General features: G+C 46.5%; 17 protein-coding genes and 1 riboswitch. Of the genes, 15 read left to right on the top strand and 2 right to left on the bottom strand.

Going from position 1 to position 21,699, the window contains the following annotated elements; genetic code table 11:
* Nucleotides 1–18 precede the first annotated feature (18 nt).
* The 9 genes from EEX84_RS07065 (at nucleotide 19) to EEX84_RS07025 (ending at nucleotide 9,901) form a co-directional block, all read left to right on the top strand.
* Nucleotides 19–1,623, top strand: coding sequence for an acyl-CoA carboxylase subunit beta (locus tag EEX84_RS07065; protein WP_240033935.1), 1,605 nt, complete (start codon nucleotides 19–21; stop codon nucleotides 1,621–1,623).
* 32 nt (nucleotides 1,624–1,655) lie between these two features.
* Nucleotides 1,656–3,233: an acyl-CoA carboxylase subunit beta gene (locus EEX84_RS07060; protein ID WP_205125693.1), complete on the top strand. Its 1,578-nt coding sequence runs from the start codon at nucleotides 1,656–1,658 to the stop codon at nucleotides 3,231–3,233.
* A gap of 27 nt (nucleotides 3,234–3,260) precedes the next feature.
* On the top strand, nucleotides 3,261–3,482 hold the full coding sequence (locus EEX84_RS07055) for a biotin/lipoyl-binding carrier protein (RefSeq protein WP_123164916.1): 222 nt from the start codon (nucleotides 3,261–3,263) through the stop codon (nucleotides 3,480–3,482).
* 248 nt (nucleotides 3,483–3,730) lie between these two features.
* Complete coding sequence (locus EEX84_RS07050; RefSeq protein ID WP_123164915.1) at nucleotides 3,731–4,798, top strand: YeiH family protein; 1,068 nt, start codon at nucleotides 3,731–3,733, stop codon at nucleotides 4,796–4,798.
* Between the two features lie 506 nt (nucleotides 4,799–5,304).
* A complete protein-coding gene (locus tag EEX84_RS07045) occupies nucleotides 5,305–6,075 on the top strand; it encodes an SDR family NAD(P)-dependent oxidoreductase (RefSeq protein WP_123164914.1) in 771 nt (256 codons plus the stop codon).
* Between the two features lie 119 nt (nucleotides 6,076–6,194).
* Nucleotides 6,195–6,929, top strand: a complete 735-nt coding sequence (locus EEX84_RS07040; RefSeq protein WP_123164913.1) for a class I SAM-dependent methyltransferase — start codon at nucleotides 6,195–6,197, stop codon at nucleotides 6,927–6,929.
* Between the two features lie 175 nt (nucleotides 6,930–7,104).
* Nucleotides 7,105–8,022 carry an SDR family NAD(P)-dependent oxidoreductase gene (locus tag EEX84_RS07035; protein ID WP_123164912.1) on the top strand — a complete coding sequence of 306 codons (918 nt, stop codon included), beginning with the start codon at nucleotides 7,105–7,107 and terminating at the stop codon, nucleotides 8,020–8,022.
* 35 nt (nucleotides 8,023–8,057) lie between these two features.
* On the top strand, nucleotides 8,058–8,963 hold the full coding sequence (locus EEX84_RS07030; RefSeq protein ID WP_123164911.1) for an SDR family NAD(P)-dependent oxidoreductase: 906 nt from the start codon (nucleotides 8,058–8,060) through the stop codon (nucleotides 8,961–8,963).
* A gap of 26 nt (nucleotides 8,964–8,989) precedes the next feature.
* On the top strand, nucleotides 8,990–9,901 hold the full coding sequence (locus EEX84_RS07025; RefSeq protein ID WP_123164910.1) for an SDR family NAD(P)-dependent oxidoreductase: 912 nt from the start codon (nucleotides 8,990–8,992) through the stop codon (nucleotides 9,899–9,901).
* Between the two features lie 54 nt (nucleotides 9,902–9,955).
* Here the strand turns inward: EEX84_RS07025 and dapA are convergent, their stop codons facing one another.
* Nucleotides 9,956–10,837 (bottom strand): 4-hydroxy-tetrahydrodipicolinate synthase, encoded by an 882-nt coding sequence (gene dapA / locus EEX84_RS07020; protein WP_123164909.1) that lies wholly within the window; start codon nucleotides 10,835–10,837, stop codon nucleotides 9,956–9,958.
* A 127-nt stretch (nucleotides 10,838–10,964) separates the two neighbouring features.
* A riboswitch (Lysine riboswitch) is annotated at nucleotides 10,965–11,144 on the bottom strand.
* A 104-nt stretch (nucleotides 11,145–11,248) separates the two neighbouring features.
* Between dapA and EEX84_RS07015 the strand changes: the two genes are divergently transcribed.
* From EEX84_RS07015 to EEX84_RS06990, 6 genes are all read left to right on the top strand, one after another.
* A complete protein-coding gene (locus EEX84_RS07015; protein ID WP_123164908.1) occupies nucleotides 11,249–11,851 on the top strand; it encodes a class I SAM-dependent methyltransferase in 603 nt (200 codons plus the stop codon).
* A 461-nt stretch (nucleotides 11,852–12,312) separates the two neighbouring features.
* Nucleotides 12,313–13,479, top strand: coding sequence for a TraB/GumN family protein (locus EEX84_RS07010; RefSeq protein ID WP_123164907.1), 1,167 nt, complete (start codon nucleotides 12,313–12,315; stop codon nucleotides 13,477–13,479).
* Between the two features lie 157 nt (nucleotides 13,480–13,636).
* Nucleotides 13,637–13,885, top strand: a complete 249-nt coding sequence (locus tag EEX84_RS07005) for a hypothetical protein (protein WP_123164906.1) — start codon at nucleotides 13,637–13,639, stop codon at nucleotides 13,883–13,885.
* A 104-nt stretch (nucleotides 13,886–13,989) separates the two neighbouring features.
* Complete coding sequence (locus EEX84_RS07000) at nucleotides 13,990–17,034, top strand: efflux RND transporter permease subunit (protein WP_123164905.1); 3,045 nt, start codon at nucleotides 13,990–13,992, stop codon at nucleotides 17,032–17,034.
* Between the two features lie 147 nt (nucleotides 17,035–17,181).
* Nucleotides 17,182–18,618, top strand: coding sequence for a DHA2 family efflux MFS transporter permease subunit (locus EEX84_RS06995; RefSeq protein WP_123164904.1), 1,437 nt, complete (start codon nucleotides 17,182–17,184; stop codon nucleotides 18,616–18,618).
* Nucleotides 18,619–19,046: 428 nt separating this feature from the next.
* Nucleotides 19,047–20,258: a NupC/NupG family nucleoside CNT transporter gene (locus EEX84_RS06990; RefSeq protein WP_123164903.1), complete on the top strand. Its 1,212-nt coding sequence runs from the start codon at nucleotides 19,047–19,049 to the stop codon at nucleotides 20,256–20,258.
* A 224-nt stretch (nucleotides 20,259–20,482) separates the two neighbouring features.
* Here EEX84_RS06990 and EEX84_RS06985 read toward each other — a convergent pair whose 3' ends face one another.
* Nucleotides 20,483–21,385 carry a nuclease-related domain-containing protein gene (locus EEX84_RS06985; protein WP_123164902.1) on the bottom strand — a complete coding sequence of 301 codons (903 nt, stop codon included), beginning with the start codon at nucleotides 21,383–21,385 and terminating at the stop codon, nucleotides 20,483–20,485.
* Nucleotides 21,386–21,699 lie beyond the last annotated feature (314 nt).

Raw genomic sequence — 21,699 nt, 5'->3', positions numbered from 1 at the left:
GAAGTAAGAGGTGTTTTTGTGGATACAAAAATCGAAGAGAATCAGAAAGTTAATGAATTGGAAAAAGAAGAACACATTTGGCAGCCAGAGATTGACGAGATTAACAAAAGACAGGAATTTGCAGAAAAGCTTGGCGGAGAAAAAAATATTAAAAGGCAGCATGATACTGGTCGCTTAACTGCAAGGGAGCGTATCAAAGCCTTGTTAGATGATAACAGTTTTCATGAGTATGGAGCTCTGACAGGAAAAGCAACGTATAGTGAAGATGGGAGCTTTCTTGAATCTACTCCAGCCAATATTATAATCGGAAAAGGTAAAGTGAATAAAATGAAAGTAGTTGTTTCTGCAGATGACTTTACGGTGAGAGGCGGTTCTTCAGAGGCAGCCTCACCAGAGAAGATGGTATTTGCTGAGAACTTAGCTTTGGATTTGCAGGTACCTTTGATACGTCTAGTAGATGCTGCGGGAGGCAGTATAAAAATATTAGAAAAAAATCAATCTACCAAGATTCCTGGTTATGCTCAATGGAATATGGCAGAAATGTTAGGGCAAGCTCCTGTTGTGGGTGTTGCATTAGGACCTTGTGCAGGCTTAGGCGCTGTAAGAGTAGTGGCATCCCATTTTTCAGTGATGGTGAAAGAAAAAAGCCAGGTATTTGCTGCCGGTCCATATGTTGTTGGCCCAGGAGTAAATGAATATGTAACGAAAGAAGAATTAGGCGGAAGTCAAGTCCATGTCCATAAAAGTGGGGTTGTTCAAAATGAAGCGAAAGATGAAGAAGATGCTTTTGAGCAAGTGAAAGCATTTTTGTCGTATCTTCCATCGAATGTGCATAATCTTCCTGAACGAATTGAACTTGAAGACTCGGTTGATCGATGTGAAGATGAACTTGCTTCAATCATCCCGCGGGATAAAAGGAAAGTATACAATATGCGAAAAATTTTAAAACTGATATTCGATGAAGGTTCCCTTTTTGAAATCGGTAAGTTTCACGGACGTTCAACTATTACGATGTTTGGTCGTTTAAATGGATATCCAGTCGGTATTATGGCAAATGATCCTTATATTTATGGGGGTTCCATGAGTGCAGAATCTGCAGAAAAAATTGCATACTTTGTCGATTTATGTGATACATTTCATCTCCCTGTCGTTAACTTGGTGGACCAACCAGGAGTTTCAATTGGAACCCAGGCAGAAAACAAAGGGACAATCAAAAAAGCTATTAATGCAATGATGGCGATTTCTCAAGTTAATATACCGTGGAGTACAGTTTTTGTCAGAAGATCTTTTGGGGTCGCTGGAGCGGCATATGCACCCAGAGGAAGAGCGAATGTCAGATATGCCTGGCCTTCTGCACATTGGGGGTCGATTCCCGTAGAAGGTGGGGTAGAGGCAGCGTTTCGAAAAGAACTCTCAGCATCTGAGAACTCTGAGCAAGAACTAAAAAATTTAATTGACTATTATCGGAAATTTGAATCTCCATTTAGAACCGCTGAACGTTTTGGAATTGAGGAGATGATCGATCCGAGGAATACCCGCCCTGTGCTATGTGAGTGGGTGGAAGAAGCTTATGCACTCCTTCCTCAACTCGTAGGTGTCAGAAAACGAACAATGCGTCTTTAATATGAAAATACAATTAAAAGAGGATGATTTATTTGAAATTCAAAGAGGAAATTGTTGAGACTGAAAAAATCCATAAATCTAAGTTTGAAGATCAGATAAAAGAGCATCAAGAACGTACTGAAAAAGCAATGCAGATGGGAGGTAAAAGAAAGCTCGATGCGCTAAGAGAAAAAGGAATACTGAATGCGCGAGAAAGAATAAATTATTTGTTTGATCCAGGCACTTTTACGGAATCGGGTTTATACGCAACCTCATTTCGACGTGAGAAAAGAGAAAGTTCTCCTGCTGATGGTAAAATTGCAGGGTTTGGCAATATAGAAGGAAGAAAAGCATCTGTAATTGCTAATGATTTTACTGTAATGGGAGCGTCGAGCAGTAAAACAAACAGCAGAAAAGTTAGTCACATAAAAGAAGTGTCGAAAACACGCGGTATTCCAATCGTATTTTTAGGTGAGTCCACTGGGGCCAGAATGCCGGATGTAATGGGTGCTGAAAGTATGGGGGGGGCATCGAGTCCAACGCAATATAAAAGAATGAGAGAAGCTCCATGGGCGTCTGCTGTACTCGGAAATTGTTTTGGCTCATCAGCATGGTACGCTTCAATGTCGGATTTTAATGTGATGAAAAAAGGGGCGATTATGGCTGTTTCAAGCCCCAGACTCGCCTCTCTAGCTACAAGAGAAGAAGTGGATCCCGAAACATTGGGAGGATGGAAAATGCATTCGGAAATAACAGGTATGGCTGATGTGGTAGTGGATACTGATGAGGAAGCCATAGAGGCCGTTAAAAGGTTTTTAAGTTATTTGCCCAGCAACCACAACGAATTACCGCCTGTTGCTAAAGTGCCTGAAGGATCTGAAGAAGCAAGTGAAAAGATTCTTGATTTGATTCCAGAATCAAAAAAAAGTATTTACGACGTTCGGAAAGTAATCAAATCTGTAGTTGACGCTGACAGTTATTTTGAATTAAAGCCGAAATTTGGCAAGACAATGGTAACAGCTTTGTCCAGGTTGAATGGTCAATCGGTTGGCATAATCGCAAATAATCCGTTAATGAAAGGTGGAGCTATAGACGCGGATGCTTGTGATAAAGTAGTAAGTTTTTTAGTGTTATGTGATTCTTACAATATTCCGCTTGTTTTCTTAGTTGATCAGCCCGGTTTTTTAATCGGAATTGAAGCTGAAAAAAAACGTATGCCTGGGAAAGTGATGAATTGGATGAATGCTATCTCTCTTTGCACTGTGCCGAAAATTTCTATCATCCTACGGAAAAGCTATGGTCAAGCTTTCTTGAACATGGGCGGAGGCGGAAATGCTCACGAAGTAGCTGCTTGGTGGACGGGAGATATCAGTTTTATGGATCCTGCGTCGGCAGTAGGCGTAGTATATGGAATAAATGAAAAAGAAGAACCCGAAAAATTTCAAGAAAAATTAAATGAAATGAAAAAAGACACTTCTGCATACGATATGGCAGCTGTTTATGGCGCTCAAGCGGTAATTGATCCGCGAGAAACACGGAATTATTTGATCGAGATGTTAGAGATTCATAAATTGAGACTTAGCAACGGCATTGGTGAGCACTTGATGCGTACTTGGCCAACAAACTATTAAGTAAAAGAATGCAAGGGAGGAATTTAAATGATATTAAAAGAAGTTGAAGCGGAAATAACAGGGTCGGTTTGGAAAATTGAAGTCACTGAAGGGCAGAAGGTCGAAGAGGATGATGTATTGCTAATTATTGAGTCAATGAAAATGGAAATCCCCTTATTATCCACTATAGCAGGCGTTGTAAAAGAAATCAGGGTCAAAGAAGGAGAAGATTTACAGGAAGGAAAAGTAGCAGTTATCATCGAAGAGTAATTGTCCATGTGCTATTTCTTGTTCTGTACAAGAGGAGCACCGGCATCCTGAGAGGTTGCCGGTGCAATAAATAAGCAGAAAGCTGAAAAGTAAAATACGAACAAAGTGTTTTACTACAAGTTCTTGCTCCGAACTATCAAAGAAATGAGTTTCTTATCTCAAAATATTTAAATCGAGTGTAAAGTTACTGGTTTATATTTTAGTGGAATTGAGGTAGTAGTAAGAGTTTAACTGAAGAGGTGCTAGGAATGACTGAAATGATTAATCAAGAAAAGAGATCAAATGTCCGGCGCTCTGCAAGTACAGTACAGGCTTTTAAAGAATCAAACATAAAGAAAAACATTCCAGGTTTGTTGATGGTTTTTATAATCGCATACATATCTCAAAGTGTGGGTAAAGATATACCTTTGCTAGGCTCTACTGTCACGGCAATTTTGCTGGGAGTTCTAATCCGCAATTTCATCGGTATGCCCACGGTTTTCAGTCCGGGCATTCAGTATTCACTAAAGTCAGTATTGAAGCTTGCGATCATCCTTTTAGGAACGAGTCTTAATCTTGTACAAGTCTTTACAATAGGAAGCCAATCAATAGTAGTCATTTCAGCTGTGGTAATTTTGGGGATTATACTAACTATAGGCATAGGAAGATGGATGGGACTTTCAGGTAACATCCCTGCTTTGATTGGGGTTGGAACGGCTATTTGTGGCGCTACAGCTATTGCTGCTATTTCTCCGATTATGAAATCTAAAGAAGAAGAGACGGCATTTGCTATCACAACAATATTCATCTTCAATATAATTGCAGTAATTTTGTATCCTATTATAGGAGTATTAACAGGGATGAATGATGAAGTGTTCGGCATGTGGGCAGGTGCTGCTATTCACGACACTTCTTCAGTAGTAGCAGCAAGTTTTGCCTACAGTGACGAGGCAGGAGGCATAGCTACAGTAGTAAAGTTAACTAGGACATTATTTTTAATACCTTTAGCACTTCTCATAGGAATTTATATAAGTTCAAGGGCGAGTAAAGAAGGCGGAACACTCAGCGGTGTAAAAATATCGAAAATTTTTCCATGGTTTTTATTGGGGTTCTTAGCTATGTCAGTTTTAAATACATTAGGAATGTTTAGTGAAAGTGCAGTTCAAAATATAACTCAAACTTCAAAGTTTATGATACTCATGGCTATGGCCAGTGTAGGGCTTGGTGTGAATTTTAAACAAATAAAAGAAATCGGTTTAAAACCCATTTATCTAGGATTAATCGCGTCTTTGATTGTTGCTTTAGTTAGCATTTTAATTATCTATTTAATTTTATGAGAAAAAGATATTGTACAGATATGTAATAATCCTGCTTTGACTTTTAATCGAATAAAAATAATGAACGGCCTCTCTGGATGTTTCCGGAGAGGCCGTTTTGTGTTTTTTGAAGAATAATTATGTTTCAAAATTAAAACGTCAACTCCTATAGTGAAACCAAAATGGAAGAAGTGCCCGCATCAGTGTGTCAGATAAATATGAAGTTGAATGGAATTTATAGATTTTGTTAACAAAAGCCGTATGGAATTGCAGGAACAGCCGTCACAGGATGTAAAGATTTATGCCGGTTGAAGGGCTATTTTTTCTGAAGTTCCTGTTCCCGCGAAAAATAGACGTTGGAGTTGGCTTGACTGTAAGCTTGTTGGCATTAAAATTGCTTCAATTTTTATAGAAAGCTTGAGGATGGGACGCGAAGGCGGCAAAACGGCAAGCCTTCCGCTGCACTTTCGTTTGAAAGATATGTCATGCAAGCCTATGACCAATAACAAAATAAAGGAAGTGAAATTATGAAATTCGATGGGCAAGTGGTAATCGTTACCGGAGGCGCTCGAGGAATTGGCGCTGTCACTGCAATGAAATTTGCGGAACTGGGAGCGAAAATAGCTATCTTTGATTTGGATGCACAAGGCAGTGAAGAGACTGCAGAAAAGATTCGCAGAAAAAATACGGAGTGCCTGGTATGCAATGTAAACATCACAAACCGGGAAGAGGTCCGTCGCTGCGTCGACCAGGTGTTTGAAGAATATGGGAAAATTGATGTTCTCGTCAATAATGCTGGTGTGCTGAAAGACAATTTAAGCAGTCAATTGACAGAAGAAGACTGGGACTTTGTTTTGGATGTTAATTTAAAAGGCAGTTTCCTGTGCACGCAAGCCGTACAGCCCTATATGGAACAACAAGGCTATGGAAAGATTGTCATGACTTCTTCGCAGGCTGCAACAGGAGCGCTTGGCCGTGTCAATTATGCGGCAGCTAAGGCGGGGGTTCAGGGCATGACAAAAACTTTTGCATTGGAATTGGGCCCGAAAGGAATTAATGTAAATGCGGTGGCTCCCGGCTTTATTGAAACAGAAATGAGCAAAGTGTCAGCAGGTTTTGCCAAACAAAGAGGAATTGACAATTTTGATGACTATAAAAAAGCTATGATTCAGCGAATTCCTCTGCGACGGGTGGGACAGCCGGAGGATGTGTCCAATGTCATCTTATTTCTGGCTTCCAAAGAAGCGGGTTATGTGACAGGGCAAGTTATCTATGTAGCAGGAGCACCTGTTGGATAAATTGGCTGAGGCAATCCTATAAGGATAGATTTTTCGGAAGGGCTGTTTTGTGTTTCCTGTGGCTTTTAACCGGCCGTCTTTCTATAATGAAGAAAATAACGGAATGGCGGTGGGTTGTGATGAAGCTGTATAAGGAATTAGCAGAATGGTGGCCGTTGATGTCGCCCCATACCGAATACGAAGAAGAAGCATCGATCTTTCTGAAAATCATTCACCGGTATCATCCAGAAGTGAAGAAAGCGTTGGAATTCGGATCAGGGGGAGGCAGCAATGCCTTTTACTTCAAACAGTATTTTTCCATGACGTTGAGTGATGTGTCTCCTGAGATGCTGGCGGTGAGCAAAAGGCTGAATCCTGAGTGTGAGCACCTTCAGGGGGATATGCGGGAATTTGAGGCGGGAGCTTTGTTTGACTTGGTTTTTATCCATGACGCCATTTCTTATTTCACTTCTGAACCAGATTTGCGGAAGGTTTTGGAAAATGCCAAAAAGCACCTAAAGCCGGACGGTATTCTGTTTATCATGCCGGATCAATACAAAGAAACCTTCCAGTCTATTACGCGCCACGGCGGCACCGACCAGGGGGAGCGCTCCATGAGGTATTTGGAGTGGAGTTATGACCGCAATCCGGACGACCATATCGTGGAAACCGAATACGTCTATGTACTGAAAGATGAAGATGGCCGAGTTACGAGAGAATATGACAGTGAGAAATCGGGTCTGTTCTCCATGGTCGAATGGGAAAAGCTGCTTGCAGAGACCGGATTTCGGGCCATCTTTGAACGCATCGAGTTTTCGGAAGAACCAGGCGTATATTTTGGCATTGTCGCTGAACAGATTTCTGGTTCAGGCTGAAGAGCGCATTGAAGTCGAAAAAAGCAGCGGTTAACAAGAAGCGGACACTCCAAAGGGTGTCCGCTTTGCTTTTTCGATTTCTTTCCGTTGCATTGCCCCTGCAATGGTTAACCTTATTTCAAGCGGGTACGTATAAGCTAATTAAACTATTTTCTTTCCATATGGAGGCCTTTTTATGTCAGCTGCGCCTAAACGTAACGGTTTGACGGTTGTGGTCACGGGAGCATCGAGTGGGTTTGGAAAAGGAGTGGCACAGCAGCTCGCCGAAGAAGGGGCGAATGTGGTAGTGGCAGCACGGCGAACAGCGCTGCTGAAAGAGTTGGCTACGGGAAGCGGTCCGAATGTGCTGGCTGTGACGACGGACATCAGCAAGGAGCGGGATGTCGAAAAGCTGCTGGATGCAGCAGTGGAAGCATTTGGCGGCGTTGACGTATGGATCAACGGTGCGGGGCTCGGGATTATCGGACCGTTCACCGATACACCGCTGAGGGATGCGAACCGTCTGGTGGAAACCAATCTGCTGGGCACAATGTACGGCAGCTATTATGCGCTGCGCCAGTTCCAAAAGCAGAAAAGAGGTACGCTCATCAGTTTGTCTTCATTTGTCAGCCAGGTGCCGCTCCCATATGGCGCGGTTTACACAGCGACCAAATTCGCCATTACCGGACTCAGTGCCGGGTTGTATCGGGAGATGAAGCTGGAGAAGTACGACAATATCCATGTCTGCACCGTGCAGCCCTGGGTCACCGATACGCCCTGGACTGAACATGCGGCCAATTACAGTGGCCATGTCATCGAACTGGGGCCGGTGGATGCTCCCGAAAATGTCATTGCGGCAATCATCGGCCTAATCGACGAGCCAAAAGAAAATATCGATATCGGTTTTAAAGCAAAAGGAGCCATCGCTATTTGCCAAGTTATGCCCGGCCTTGTACAGAAATTGAATGGCCAGTCCTTATTGGCGATGCTCAAAGCCGCGCCGCCTGCTCCAGACACATCCGGCAGCCTGCATGAACCTGTAGCTGAGGGGACAGGAGTATCCGGAGATATGCGGAAGCGGTTAAAAAGAAAGCTTACTGATACGAAAGAGTAAAGGGTTATACAGTTTATCGTACTGGAGGAGTTTACATGTCAAAACAACTATCACGTAACGGATTGACCGTGGTCATCACCGGAACTTCAAGCGGCATCGGCAAAGGAGTAGCGCAGCAGCTGGCTTCCGAGGGGGCCAATGTGGTCCTGGCGGCGCGGCGCACCGATGAAATTGAGAAGCTGGCCAAGTCTTGCGGACCCAATGCGGTGGCGGTGACCACCGACGTCAGCAGGCAGCAGGACATGATTCGTTTGTTTGAAACCGCCATGTCCAAGTTCGGCAACATCGATGTCTGGATCAACAACGCAGGAATCGGTACCTATGGCGCTTTTACGGACACTCCGCTTGCCGATCTGAACCGCACCGTGGACGTCAATTTTCTCGGCACTTTGTACGGCAGCCACCTGGCGCTGAATCAGTTCAAAAAGCAAAAACATGGCACGCTCATCAACGTCTCATCTTTTGCCAGCAAAACCCCTTTGCCTTACGGCGCTGCCTATACGGCCAGCAAATACGGCATATCGGGGCTGAGCCACGGTTTGTATCAGGAAATGGAACTGGAGAACTTTGAAGACATCCATGTCTGCGCAGTGGATCCATGGGTTACGGATACACCGTGGACCGAGCATGCAGGCAATTACAGCGGACACGAAATCCTGGTCGGGCCAGCGGATGACCCGCAGGAAGTGGTGGATGTCATCACCGGACTTCTTGATGAACCTCAGGAAGGTGTGGAAGTGGGCGCTAAAGCGAAAGGAGTCGCGACTTCCGGCACAGTCACACCGGGAACGACCAAAAAGCTGACCGGCAAATCGCTGCAGAAGATGATGCGGGAAGCACCGCCGGCAAAGTATACGTCCGGCAGTTTACACGAACCGAAGCCGGGTGGGACGGATGTGTCGGGTGATCTGCGGGCACGGCTGAAGAACAAAAATAAATAAAAAAGAATCGCGAAGGAGGAATTATTATGCCCAAAAAACTGCCCCGGAAAGGTATGACCGTTGTCATCACCGGTGCTTCCAGCGGCTTTGGCAAAGGAGTGGCGCGGCGGCTTGCGGCAGAAGGAGCCAATGTGGTCCTCGCTGCACGCCGTACGGAGTTGATCAAAGCTCTTGCCGAAGAGCTCGGACCTCGAGCGATTGCTGTAACAACCGATGTCAGCGAAGAAGAGGATGTGGCGCGGCTGTTCGAAACGTCGCTGGGCTCATTTGGCAAGATCGATGTGTGGATTAATAATGCGGGCATTGGGGCAATCGGTCCGTTTACCGAGATTCCACTGGAGGATTTGACGCGGATGGTCAAAATCAATGTGAAAGGAACCATCAATGGCAGCCATTTCGCGCTGCGTCATTTCAAGGAAATGAAGCAGGGCACACTGATCAATCTGGGGTCCGTCACCAGCGAAGTGGCGTTCCCGTATTATACGGCCTACAGTGCATCCAAGCATGCCATTACCGGCTTCAGCTCGGCGCTGAACGAAGAAATGAAGCTGGAAGGATTTTCGGATATCCATGTTTGCACAGTACTCCCGTGGGCGACCGATACGCCGTGGTTCGAACATACCGGCAATTACACGGGACATGCTGCCGAGATGAAACCGATGGACGATCCGGAGTTGGTCATCGATGCCATCATCGGTGCCATCGATAAGCCGCAGGAAACGGTGGCGGTCGGGGCCAAAACAAAAGCGACGGTTTTCTCAAGCCATATCATGCCGGGCACCACTGAAAAAGCGAACGCCAAATTCGTTCAGCAAGTGATTGAAGACGCGCCACCTGCCGCACCGACTTCCGGCAGTCTCCATACACCGATGCCGAACGGAACGGAAGTGGACGGCGGCGTGAGGGAACGGATGAAGAAAGAGCATAAAGGGAAATAATACAGACAAAAGCCTTCCTGCATGCCAGGAAGGCTTTTACGTCTTTTCATTCAGTTAATTGACAGCCAGTTCTGGTGGCAAAGCCTGCTTCAGCGCTGTCATTTCTTCGTCGTTCAGCGGCAGCATCGGCAAGCGGAGGCCGCCGACCTGGACACCTGCCAGGTTAAGTGCCGCTTTGACTGGTGACGGGCTCGGTGCTGCGAACACAGCTTTCATGGTCGGCAGTAATTTCCGGTGGATTGCCGCGGCCTTTGCGACATCTCCCTGCTTGAAGCTGCTGACCATCTCCTGCATTTCATTGCCGATGATGTGAGCGGAAACTGAGACAATGCCGGTTCCGCCGATGGACAACATCGGCAGTGTAAGGCTGTCATCACCGCTGTAGACCGTAAAGCTGTCCGGTGTTCGTTCGATAATTTCCGCTGCCGCATCCAAATCACCGCTGGCTTCCTTGACGGAAACAATATTATCGATTTCCGACAGGCGGACGATGGTGTCCGGAGACATATTGACAACGCTTCTGCCCGGAATGTTATAAAGCATCACCGGTAAACGTGTCGCCTGCGCAATCGCCTGAAAATGCTGGAACATGCCTTCCTGTGATGGTTTGTTGTAATATGGAGTCACCAGCATGATGCCGTCAACGCCCACTTGTTCTGCTTGTCTCGTCAAGGAAATCGAAGCGCGCGTATTGTTGGAACCGGTGCCGGCGATGACCGGAATGCGTCCATGTACGGTTTCAACGACAAATTCAAATAATTGCACTTTCTCTTCTGCCGATAAAGTCGGGGATTCACCGGTTGTGCCGGCGACAACTACTCCGTCTGAGCCGTTTTCTATCAAATGTTCCACTAATGTTCTTGTTGCTTGAAAATCAATTTCACCGTTGGCATCAAATGGGGTAACCATTGCTGTAATGACTTGGCCGAAATTCATAAAGCACACACCCTTTTCTAATTTTTTTTCAAAACTTAGAGGTGAGAGGGCCATTCAGGAATAAACAAAAAAAGCAGCAACGGGGGATCCGTTGCTGCAGTAGAAACAATGTTTACCGATCGTTCCTGCATCAGATAGCCCACCATATAGTTTCCTATATGACAGTCCTGCCTTTTTTCAAGAGCAGGCCCAGCGCATTGGAATATGAGCTTCCAACCGCTTCGGCAAATTCCCCTTTCGACAAACGTCCCAAGAGCTCATACTCCTCGGCTTGTGTACTGATGGTTTTTGCGCCTCTATCCTCACTTCATAAATCGAAGCAAGAAAATATTGAATTAGCTAGACTGTACCAAATATTTTTGTGAATTGCAAGAGAAATCCGTAAAAATTATGCGAAAAAGAGGTGGTCAAGTGAGAGACAGGCAATACGATGAATTATTAAACATTGCCACGACGAAAGAGCAGCATGGCTTTAATGATTCGCCGCATTTTCACCGTTACGAAGCCACGCCTTATGAGCTGCTGGACCGTTTATTTGCTGTCTATCCACTGGACAGCAGTGACCGGCTGATCGATTTTGGCTGCGGCAAAGGGCGATTGAATTTTTATGCTCATCACTTATTCGGAACGGGTGGCACCGGCGTGGAAATGAGTGAAGCATTTTTCAAGCAGGCACTGAAAAACCGGGAACGTTATGGAAAGAAGCACAAAGGTGCCAACAGGGAAATTGAATTTGAATGCGGACTTGCGCAATCCTATGAAATCAAACCACAGGACAACAAGTTTTATTTTTTCAATCCATTTTCCGTTCAGATTTTCATGACAGTCGTCAATAAGATTTTGCGTTCCGCGGAAACAGAACCGCGGCAAGTCGATTTGATCTTGTTTTTCCCGTCGGCTGACTACACCGACTATCTGGAACGGCAGACGCAATTTGAACTCTTTCAGGAAGTGGTGCTTCCCGGTGCCGAAAAAGAGCCGCGCGAGCGTTTTTTGGTGTATCGCCTGTCCTGAAAGGTGCTGAAACTTGGTTTTGTGTAGAAGCTGAGCGGCGACCTTGCAGAAGCGGACACATTCAATGCGGACAATCCACGAAAACGGGGCTCCGGCATTGATATTTTCTCCGATGTAATTCATTATAAATGAATAGACAGTCTTTTCATTCTGTATAAGTTGAACACAAGAATTAACTCTTCCGGATCGCTTCACTTGCGAATGTGCCGGCTCCAGGAAAGTTATTGGCTTAATGAGCAAGGAGCTGTTTTTTTCTATTTCCATAAAAGATATGGAGCAAAACAGCGGAGACTCCAGCGGGATAGCGAAGTGCTGAAATCCACTCGGGCGCCGAGCCCGAGTTAGTTCAGCGCAAGCCCGCAGGAAAGCGCAGCTGGTTTGCGGAATATCGGCACGGAAAGGTAATTGGTTCAACTTACACAATTAATGAAAAGAAATAAATTCTATGAAGGAAGTACAACATGCCTGAAGAAAATATTACGCGTATACAAGTAGACGGCAAAGAACTCATTTTAATCGGCACAGCGCATGTCTCACGGCAAAGTGCGGAGCAGGTGAAGGAAGTCATCCATGCAGAGCGTCCGGATTCCGTGTGCATCGAACTCGATGCACAGCGTTATCAGTCCGTGACAGAAAGCACAAAATGGAAGGAAACCGATATTTTTAAAGTTATCAAAGACAAAAAAGCGAGTCTGCTGTTGATGAGCCTGGCAATTTCCTCGTTTCAAAACCGTCTGGCGGACCAATTCGGCATCAAGCCGGGACAGGAAATGATTCAGGGCATCGAGTCGGCGAAAGAGACCGGTGCAGAGCTGGTACTGGCAGACCGGAACATCCAGACGACTTTTTCGCGGATCTGGGGAAACATCGGGCTTATGGGCAAAGCCCAGCTTCTGACTTCGGTGTTCTTCAGTATTTTCAGCAAAGAGACGATTTCCGAAGCGGATTTGGAAAAGATGAAGTCGCAGGATACGCTGAATGCCGTGCTGGACGATTTCACACAAGCCTTCCCGCGCCTTAAAAAACCGTTGATCGATGAACGCGATCAATACTTGGCGCAGAAGATCAAACAAGCGCCCGGCAATAAAGTGGTGGCGGTCCTGGGAGCGGCTCACGTGCCGGGTATTACGAAAGAGATTCACCATGAACATGACCTGGAAGAGTTGTCAAAAGTGCCGCCGAAATCGAAGTGGCCGAAAATCATCGGATGGTCGATTCCGTTGATCATTATTTCCATTATCGCTTTTACGTTCTACAACAACCCGGTCGCCGGTTTGGAACAGACGCTCAGCTGGGTCCTGTGGAACGGCAGCCTGGCGGCAATTGGAGCCACCGTGGCGCTTGGCCATCCGCTGGCCATATTGACGGCATTTTTCGCGGCGCCGATCAGTTCCTTGAATCCGCTGATGGCGGCAGGCTGGTTTTCCGGTATCGTCCAGGCGTCAATCCGCCGGCCGAATGTCGGTGATTTTGAAACTTTGTCCAAAGACGTTTTTACGATTAAAGGCTTCTGGGACAATAAAGTCACACGTGTCCTGCTTGTCATCGTATTGACGAATGTCGGCAGTTCGCTTGGCACTTTTATCGGCGGCGCCGATGTGATCCGGCTATTTTTTGAAAATTTATAAGAACACTCTGAACCAATCAAGGCAGATGCTTTGATTGGTTTTTTTGTATTCGGTGCACAGTTGCTTTGGGGGTTTATTTCATTCAGCCTGTATTCTTTCGGAAAAGATGGGGTATAGAATAACAAGGAGCAGCAAGCGGGGAAGGAGGAAGAAACAGATGGAATTGTTCGTTGTAGGAATCTTTTTGTGGTTTCTGATTGGCTTATCGGCAGTGCTGTTTATCTGGGGAATATGGAAGCGCTCCTGGAAAGCGCTGGCATGGAGTGGAACCGCGTTGCTGCCGCCGATGTTGCTGATTTTCATGGGAGGCTCAGGAATTTGGTTCCGGTTATGCATCGTGCCCCCTCTCCTGCTGTTAGCCGGTGCCTACTACATGAAACACCACTGGTATAACTTTTCTGACTAGCTGCCGGGTCAACTGGCAGCTTTTGTTCGATTTGCTTTGCTTTAAATTGGTGCTTACGCTGATGATGTTATACAATTGTTATACAAAAGAAAAGGAGAAAGCTTATGACATACATATTGGAACGGGGAAAATTATTTCTGTTTTTGATTTTTATCTTTATGCTGGTGGGTGTCTATACTTTTATGACATTGCCGCAGCGGGAAATACCGGAAACGGCGCCTAATCTCATTCTGGTGTCGACCGTTTTGCCGGGAGCGGGACCGGAAGAAATCGAAACGACCATTACAACACCGATAGAACAGGAGATCCAGAATGTCGACGGGATTTCTTCGATGCAGTCAGTCTCCGCGAACTCCGCTTCGGTTATTACGCTGGAAATCGAGGACGGCATTGAACCGGATGAACTGGTCAATACCATCCAGCAACAGGCACAGCAAGCCTCAGGACAATTCCCGGAACAAGTCCAGGAAACGACTGTCGAGCCGCTGGACCTGACGTTTCCGCTCGTTTCTTACATGTTTTACGGAGATGAGGCAGAACTGGCGGGCATGGAACAGGCGCTGATGGACTTGTCCGCTGACGTGGAGGCAGTCCCGGGCGTTGCGGGGACGACCGTCAAAGGGATAAATTCCCAGCAAGTGGTGATCGAGCTTCAAAGCGAGCAGCTGGCAGCAAACCAGCTGCAGCCGTTCGAAGTGCTGGAATCACTTCGTCAGGCTAACCAGCCGCTGTCACTGGGAACTCATGACAATGGCAATGAACGTCTTTCGTTGACTGTCCGTCAAAACGAAGGCATTGAAAAGCTGGAACAGCTGCAGGTCGGTTCTTCTGCAACGCCTTTGAGTGAAATTGCCGAGATTGAAATTGTTGACGAAGAGACGACGGATATCGTGACGTATGAAGGGCAGCCGGCCATTTCCTATACGGTCTTCCTGCAGACCGGTCAGGATGTCCCTTCTGTAGATGAAAATGTCTCGCGGGTCATCGATGACTTTGCAGAATCTTTGCCTGCCGGCGTTCAGGCCGATAAGTACGAATCGCAGGCTGACAATGTCAATTCCATTTTTGACAGCCTGTATATTTCTTTATTGATTGCTGTGATTGCGGTACTGATCACGACGACAGCCGGTTTGACGTTGTTCGGAGCCTTGGCTGTAGCGTTGACTGTCCTGGCTTCCGTGTTGGTCGGACTGATCCCTATTCCATCGATGGGTGTCGATTTGAATCAGATTTCCGTAATCGGTCTGATTATCGCAATCGGAATCCTGGTGGATGACAGTATTGTGGTGAACGACAATATACAGCGCCGCTACAAATTGGGGGATACGCCGCGCGAAGGGGCGGTAAGAGGTGTTAAAGAAGTGTATTCTTCCATCATTTCTTCCAGTTTGGCGATTGTTGTCACGTTTTCCCCTCTGCTGTTTTTGTCAGGCGGAAACGGAGCGTTCATCAAAGCGTTGCCGAGTATTTTGATTACGACAATTATTGCATCCACAATTTTATCGGTGACACTTGTGCCGATTATGCAATACATGAAAACGAAGCGGAAGCCGAAAGCCATTTCCGACACACCCGGATTTTTAGGGAAGCCGCTTGAAAAGCTGGCTGGGTTTTATTCGCAAAAAGTTTTACGGGGTATTTTGAAGCGTCCGTTACTGGTCGGTATTTCAGGCCTTGTGGTTTCGACAGGCTTGCTGTCACTGGCGTTTTTCACGCCGTTTGAGTTTTTCCCGGAAGCCGACCGCAAAGAAGTGACGATGGATGTCCGGCTTGCTGAAGGGACGACGATTGAAGAAACGGATGAATTCCTTGCTGAATTGACGCAGCAATTGCAGTCGGAAGATGAAGACATTACCGAAACCGCTGTCTTTACCGGAGAAGGCCTGCCGAGTTTATTCGCAGCTTCGATGGATAATACCGGTGCCAACACAGGCCAAGTGGCATTCCGTATTGACCGGGAAAGTACATCAGCTTCCGCGTTTATCGATAAATGGCAGGAGGAATTGCGTGATCGCTATCCAGAGGCGGAAATTTTCCTCGATACGATTGTACAGGGACCGCCTGTCGGTGCGCCGGTAACGGTTACGGTGTCCGGACAGGACCTTGTCGAGCTGGAGAGTCTTCGTGATTCTCTGAAACAGCAGATGCTCGAAAATGGCGCAGATGTCGTGACGGATAATTTGGGAGAATCCATTCCGACAATTGAATACGTGCCGCAGAGGGAAGCGCTTGAACAAAATAACATTGCGCTCAGCATGGTGACCAATCAGCTTCAGCTGCTGACGCAAGGGGTTCCCCTCTATACCGTCTACGAAGGCCAAATGCCTTATGAAGTCTTTTTGAAGCAGGATGGCATTGAAGAAGGCCAGGAAATTGATCTGTCGGAATTCACCATTCCGCAGACAACCGGGGAAGGACCGCCGCAGTTGATCGGTATGGACGAATTACTGGAAGCGGAACAGACAACTTCCATCGCCCAAGTGCCCCATGTGGAGGCGGAGCGTGCCATTACATTAAAAGCATTTGGCACAAGCGATGGCTTTGAAAGCAGTATGCTGGATGTAGTGGACAGCGAGCGTTCTTCTTTGCCGGAAGGTTATACGGTTTCAACAGGCGGGGAAAATTCGGCGCAGGAAGATTTCTTTGCTGAAATCGGAATTCTGTTCATGGTAGTGCTGTTGCTCGTTTATCTCGTCATTGCCTTCCAGTTTAAATCGTTCAGTTTGCCGTTCCTGGTGCTGATTGCTGTATATCTGGGCATATCCGGTGCAATCCTCGGCCTGTTTATCACTCAGACACCGCTCAGTTTCCTCGGCGTCATGGGGATCGTCTCATTGACAGGGATTGTGGTTCGCAATGCCGTCGTGCTGATCGATTTTGTGGAAGCCCGCCGTTTATCGGGTGACTTCGAAATCAAAGAAGCTATTATGGAATCAGGCTATGCCCGCATCAAGCCGATCATTTTGACGTCGGTGACTTCGATTGTCGCTCTGATTCCAGTGGCGCTTTCAGGAGATCCGCTGTTCGAGCCTTTGGCTATCACCATCATTGCCGGACTTGCGTTCTCCAGTCTCTTTACATTGATCATGATTCCGGCTCTTTACCTGGTGTTTCACCGTGTCAGCCACCGGAAAGAGAAAACTGCATAATGGATGGAACGCGCAGCTGAAGAGCTGCGCGTTTTTGTTGTTTTCCTAAAGAGTATGGAATAGTTGAAGATTGTTAAGGGAACAAGGATAATAGAAAACAAACTAATTCGGGTATGAAAATACTTTTAAGACGGTGAGGTTTTGGCTATGACAAATACAGAACCGGCAATGGGCCAAGGCTTCAAAAAAGGGCCTCTTCTGGCAGTTTTGATGGCAGGCGTCTTTGTGGCGATCTTAAATCAGACGCTTCTCGCCACGGCATTGCCTCATATTATGGCAGATTTGGAGATCAATGAAAATACCGCCCAGTGGCTGACGACGGTCTTCATGCTGGTGAACGGAGTGATGATTCCTGTCACCGCTTTTTTGATCGGTAAGTTTTCAACACGGGCACTGTTTTTAACAGCGATGAGTTTGTTTGCGGCAGGTACCATCGTCTGCGCGCTCGCTCCCGGCTTTCCTGTTTTGATTTTGGGCAGAATCATTCAGGCTTCCGGAGCGGGAATCATGATGCCACTGACCCAGACGATTTTTTTCGTCATTTTCCCGATTGAAAAGCGGGGGCAGGCGATGGGGTTGTTCGGCCTGGTTATTTCCTTCGCGCCGGCAATTGGTCCGACGTTGTCAGGATGGATCGTGGAGCAGTACCCGTGGCGCGCATTGTTTTACATTGTAATCCCGATTGCCATATTAGATCTTATTTTTGCTTATTTCTTCTTAAAAAATGTCACCAAGCAGACTTTCCCGAAACTTGATGTTTTTTCGGTGATTTTGTCGACGCTCGGTTTCGGCGGCATTTTGTACGGTGCTTCAAGCGCCGGCAGCATGGGATGGGGAAGCACAGCGGTTATTGTATCAATTGCGCTTGGCGTTGTGTCGCTGGTTTTCTTCATCCGGCGACAGTTCCAGTTGAAAGAGCCGCTTCTCGAGTTTAAAGTATTCAAATACGGTATTTTCGCTCTTTCGACTGTCCTCAGTGTCATCGTCTTTATCTCGATGATCGGCAGCGCAACGATTTTACCGATTTATATGCAGAACATGCACGGCTTTACCGCCTTTGAATCCGGTCTGATGCTTCTGCCGGGCGCGATTGTAATGGGAATCATGAACCCTGTGACCGGCCGGGTATTTGATGCAATCGGAGCCAGGTGGCTGGTTATTGTCGGACTGTCTCTTGTTACAGTCACGACTTTTCAATTCGCTTTTCTGACAGCCACCACGTCTTTCACGTATCTGACGGTGATGCATGCCATCCGAATGCTGGGGGTTTCCATGGTGATGATGCCAGTGACGACTGCCGGTATCAATCAATTGCCTGAACACCTTATTCCGCACGGTGCGGCTATGAGCAACACGATGCGCCAGGTATCCGGCTCCATCGGTACGGCACTCCTCGTCACGGTTATGACGACCACAGCGTTGAATCCGGAACAATACGGAGTGGAAGGGTTGATCCACGGCGTCAACATGTCGTTCATGGTTGCAGGAGTCCTTAGCGGCATCGGTGTGGTTCTCGGATTTTTCATCAAACGGAAGCCTCCTGCAGAAAATCAGCAAGAGCCTGCTCCGGCAGATAATAAATAATCTGTCCATGTTGACGTTTTAGCCTGCCCTTGAAGAGGGTATTAGCGGATTAACGGACTGAAAAGCTGCCCGAATACTTGTGAAAAGTTTTCGGTCGGCTTTTCTTTTTGTCCGTTCCATCCTCAATGAAGCAGAAACTGGAGTGTGAATGAAAGGATTTTATTTCTTTTGACGAAAGTTGAAATCTTTCAATCATTACAACATTTTGTTTCATGAGAGCTGTCACCGGATGTTCATTTACTTCTTTTCAGAGATTTGGTAAGATGTCTGACAGCAGACGGCTTGGGAACAACGTTTGAGACGAAGTGAATAGATAAGTAACGTTAAGCTATATTTTGTAACAGCCGGGGTCTTCTCCGCTGCATTTAGCAAATCCAATCGAACTGCCTGCGGAAGCGGCATAAATTTTTATCAGATGAGGTGAAGAAGTGAATTTATTGTGGGGCATATTCGGTATATTTGTTGTGTTGAGCATCGCTTTTTTGTTGTCGAATGCGAAAAAGTCGATTAAGTTACGAACTGTATTGGGTGGCTTGGCGATTCAGATTACATTTGCATTTATTGTATTGGAATGGGAATTCGGAAGAGCGATGTTGTTGAGGCTGACAGGCCTTGTGCAGAATGTCATTGATTATGCAGGAGAAGGGATTGCGTTCCTGTTCGGTCCGGCAGCTGACGTGGACAACTTCGGCTCCGTGTTCGCTTTCCAGGTGTTGCCGATCATCATTTTCTTTTCTTCTTTGATTTCCGTGCTGTATTATTTGGGAATCATGCAATGGGTCATCAAACTTCTCGGTGGAGCTTTATCGAAAATTCTTGGCACAAGTAAAGCGGAATCAGTATCGGCTGCGGCGAATATTTTCGTCGGACAGACGGAAGCACCGCTTGTCGTTCGACCGTTTCTGAAGACGATGACGCGTTCTGAATTATTCGCGGTCATGACGGGGGGGCTGGCGTCTGTTGCCGGTTCTACACTCGCTGGTTATGCGCTTCTCGGCATACCTTTGGAATACTTATTGGCCGCAAGCTTCATGGCGGCTCCCGCTGGTTTGATCATGGCTAAAATCATTCTGCCGGAAACCGAAGAAGTGGAAGAAAAAGACTTCGTTATGGAAAAAGACAAAGCGTCGACAAATGTTATCGACGCAGCGGCTCGTGGTGCCGGAGACGGCTTGCAGCTGGCTTTGAATGTCGGAGCGATGCTGTTGGCGTTTATCGCATTGATCGCGCTGTTGAACGGCATGCTTGGCGGCATCGGCGGCTGGTTCGGTGCTGAAGACTTGACCATCCAAGCGATTCTGGGATTTGTCTTTGCGCCGCTTGCCTGGGCCATTGGTGTGCCTTGGGCAGAAGCTGTCCAGGCCGGCAGTTTCATCGGACAAAAACTGGTGTTGAATGAATTCGTCGCGTATGCAGCATTTGCGCCTGAAATTGCGGATCTGTCACCAAAAACGGTAATGGTTGTCAGTTTTGCTTTGTGCGGCTTCGCGAACTTCAGTTCATTGGCGATCTTACTCGGTGGTCTCGGTTCACTTGCACCAAACCGCCGGCCGGATATTGCCCGCCTCGGTATCAAGGCGATCGCAGCCGGGATGCTGGCGTCATTATTGAGTGCATCGATTGCAGGCATGTTTATGTAAAGAATCGAAAGCCTTGTGTGGAGGAAATCTCTCCGCACAGGGCTTTTTCTTTTGAGGAGGTTTGCTTGTTTGGCGGATATGCGCGTTCGGGGGAAGATATGCACGCTTAAAAAAATATACGCACGTTCGTCGGACGCTTATGCACGCTTAAAAATTTTTATGTGCGTTCAACAGCACTCTTTGCACGTTCAGCTAATTTCATCCTCCCCCACACACTTAAAACTTTAATTTTTCTTCTTTAATTGGTATACACGGCCTTTAAATTCTCCTGTCGTTAGCAAGTCTTGTTGAGTCAATAGCCTGGTGGCTACTGAACGGGAAGTAATGCCGCAGAATTTCCGGAATTCCAGATTGGTCAAATGTGTATCGATTAATGTGAAATATTCTTGGATCGCCAACTTATGGGCCAGGTTGTCACGATGGCTGCATTGCCTGCAAATCCACGCTCTTTTATGTCGTTGCATCAGATGGTGGTTGCAATTCGTGCAAAAAATGCCGGTTGTTAGGTCTTCGGTTTGAATATGATATTGACTGCATAATGGGATTCTTTTAAAAGGAGTTTGGTTGGTTTGAAGCGTTCTTTTGATTTTGGAAAGTTGGGGGTGCTCAGAGTTGAGGGGGGCGGACTCCACTATCTGTAGCAGGTAATCAGGCATTTGATAAGTCTTGCAAATATGGGCGCCAGGCGGTTTGGAGAGAAATTCACATTGTTTCGCTGTAAATATTACGAGTCCGGTTACAGGCAGGTCGATTTTCTTCGACTTAAACCATGTGGTTAAAAATCGGATGTGTTTCTTTAATTGGACCGTTGGATCTTCCATTATTGTTTTCTCGCCATTCAGGTTTTCCCGTGAGAATTCATCTGTTTTTTCGTCGAATTGGATTTTTCCGCTAATGTTTTTGGATTCCAGGATGACGGCACATTTTCCTGTCAGCAGTAAACCGTCCATTTGAACTTTCCATTCACCCAGGCGTAAACTGAGATTCCATAGTATGTGGTACTCTTCTTCCAGTTGGAATTCTTTAAACCGATCTTTCAATCGCTTTTCTCCTCTTGCGCCAGCCGCTCTCCGGTAAAGCTCCGTTTCAAGAAATTTTCGGTGCGAATGATTGACGGGAAGCCGCATAAGCAATCTCTCCAGCGCTTCCGTTTCCGAAAGCAAACTCAGCTTTTCTTTGATAAGTAAACACCTCTTTCTCTTAAATTAAGAAGATTATACCATTTTGAAATGAGAAGAGCGTGCTTTTTGAAAAAACTAGCTGTTCTTTGCCGTTTGTCAAGGATATGCACGCTTATTTTGATTTATGAGCGTTCAGGAAAATAAATGCGCGCTCGCCGGCGCTTTTGCGCGCTTAAAAAATTTTATGCGCGTTCAACAGCACCGTATGCGCGTTCACCCAAACTTCAACCGCATCCGCCCACAAAGACTGTCTCCTTGAC

The organism is Planococcus salinus, assembly GCF_003719725.1.
Taxonomy (GTDB): domain Bacteria; phylum Bacillota; class Bacilli; order Bacillales_A; family Planococcaceae; genus Planococcus; species Planococcus salinus.
Note: the sequence above shows the minus strand (reverse complement) of the source record. Positions and strands in the feature narration are given on the sequence as shown.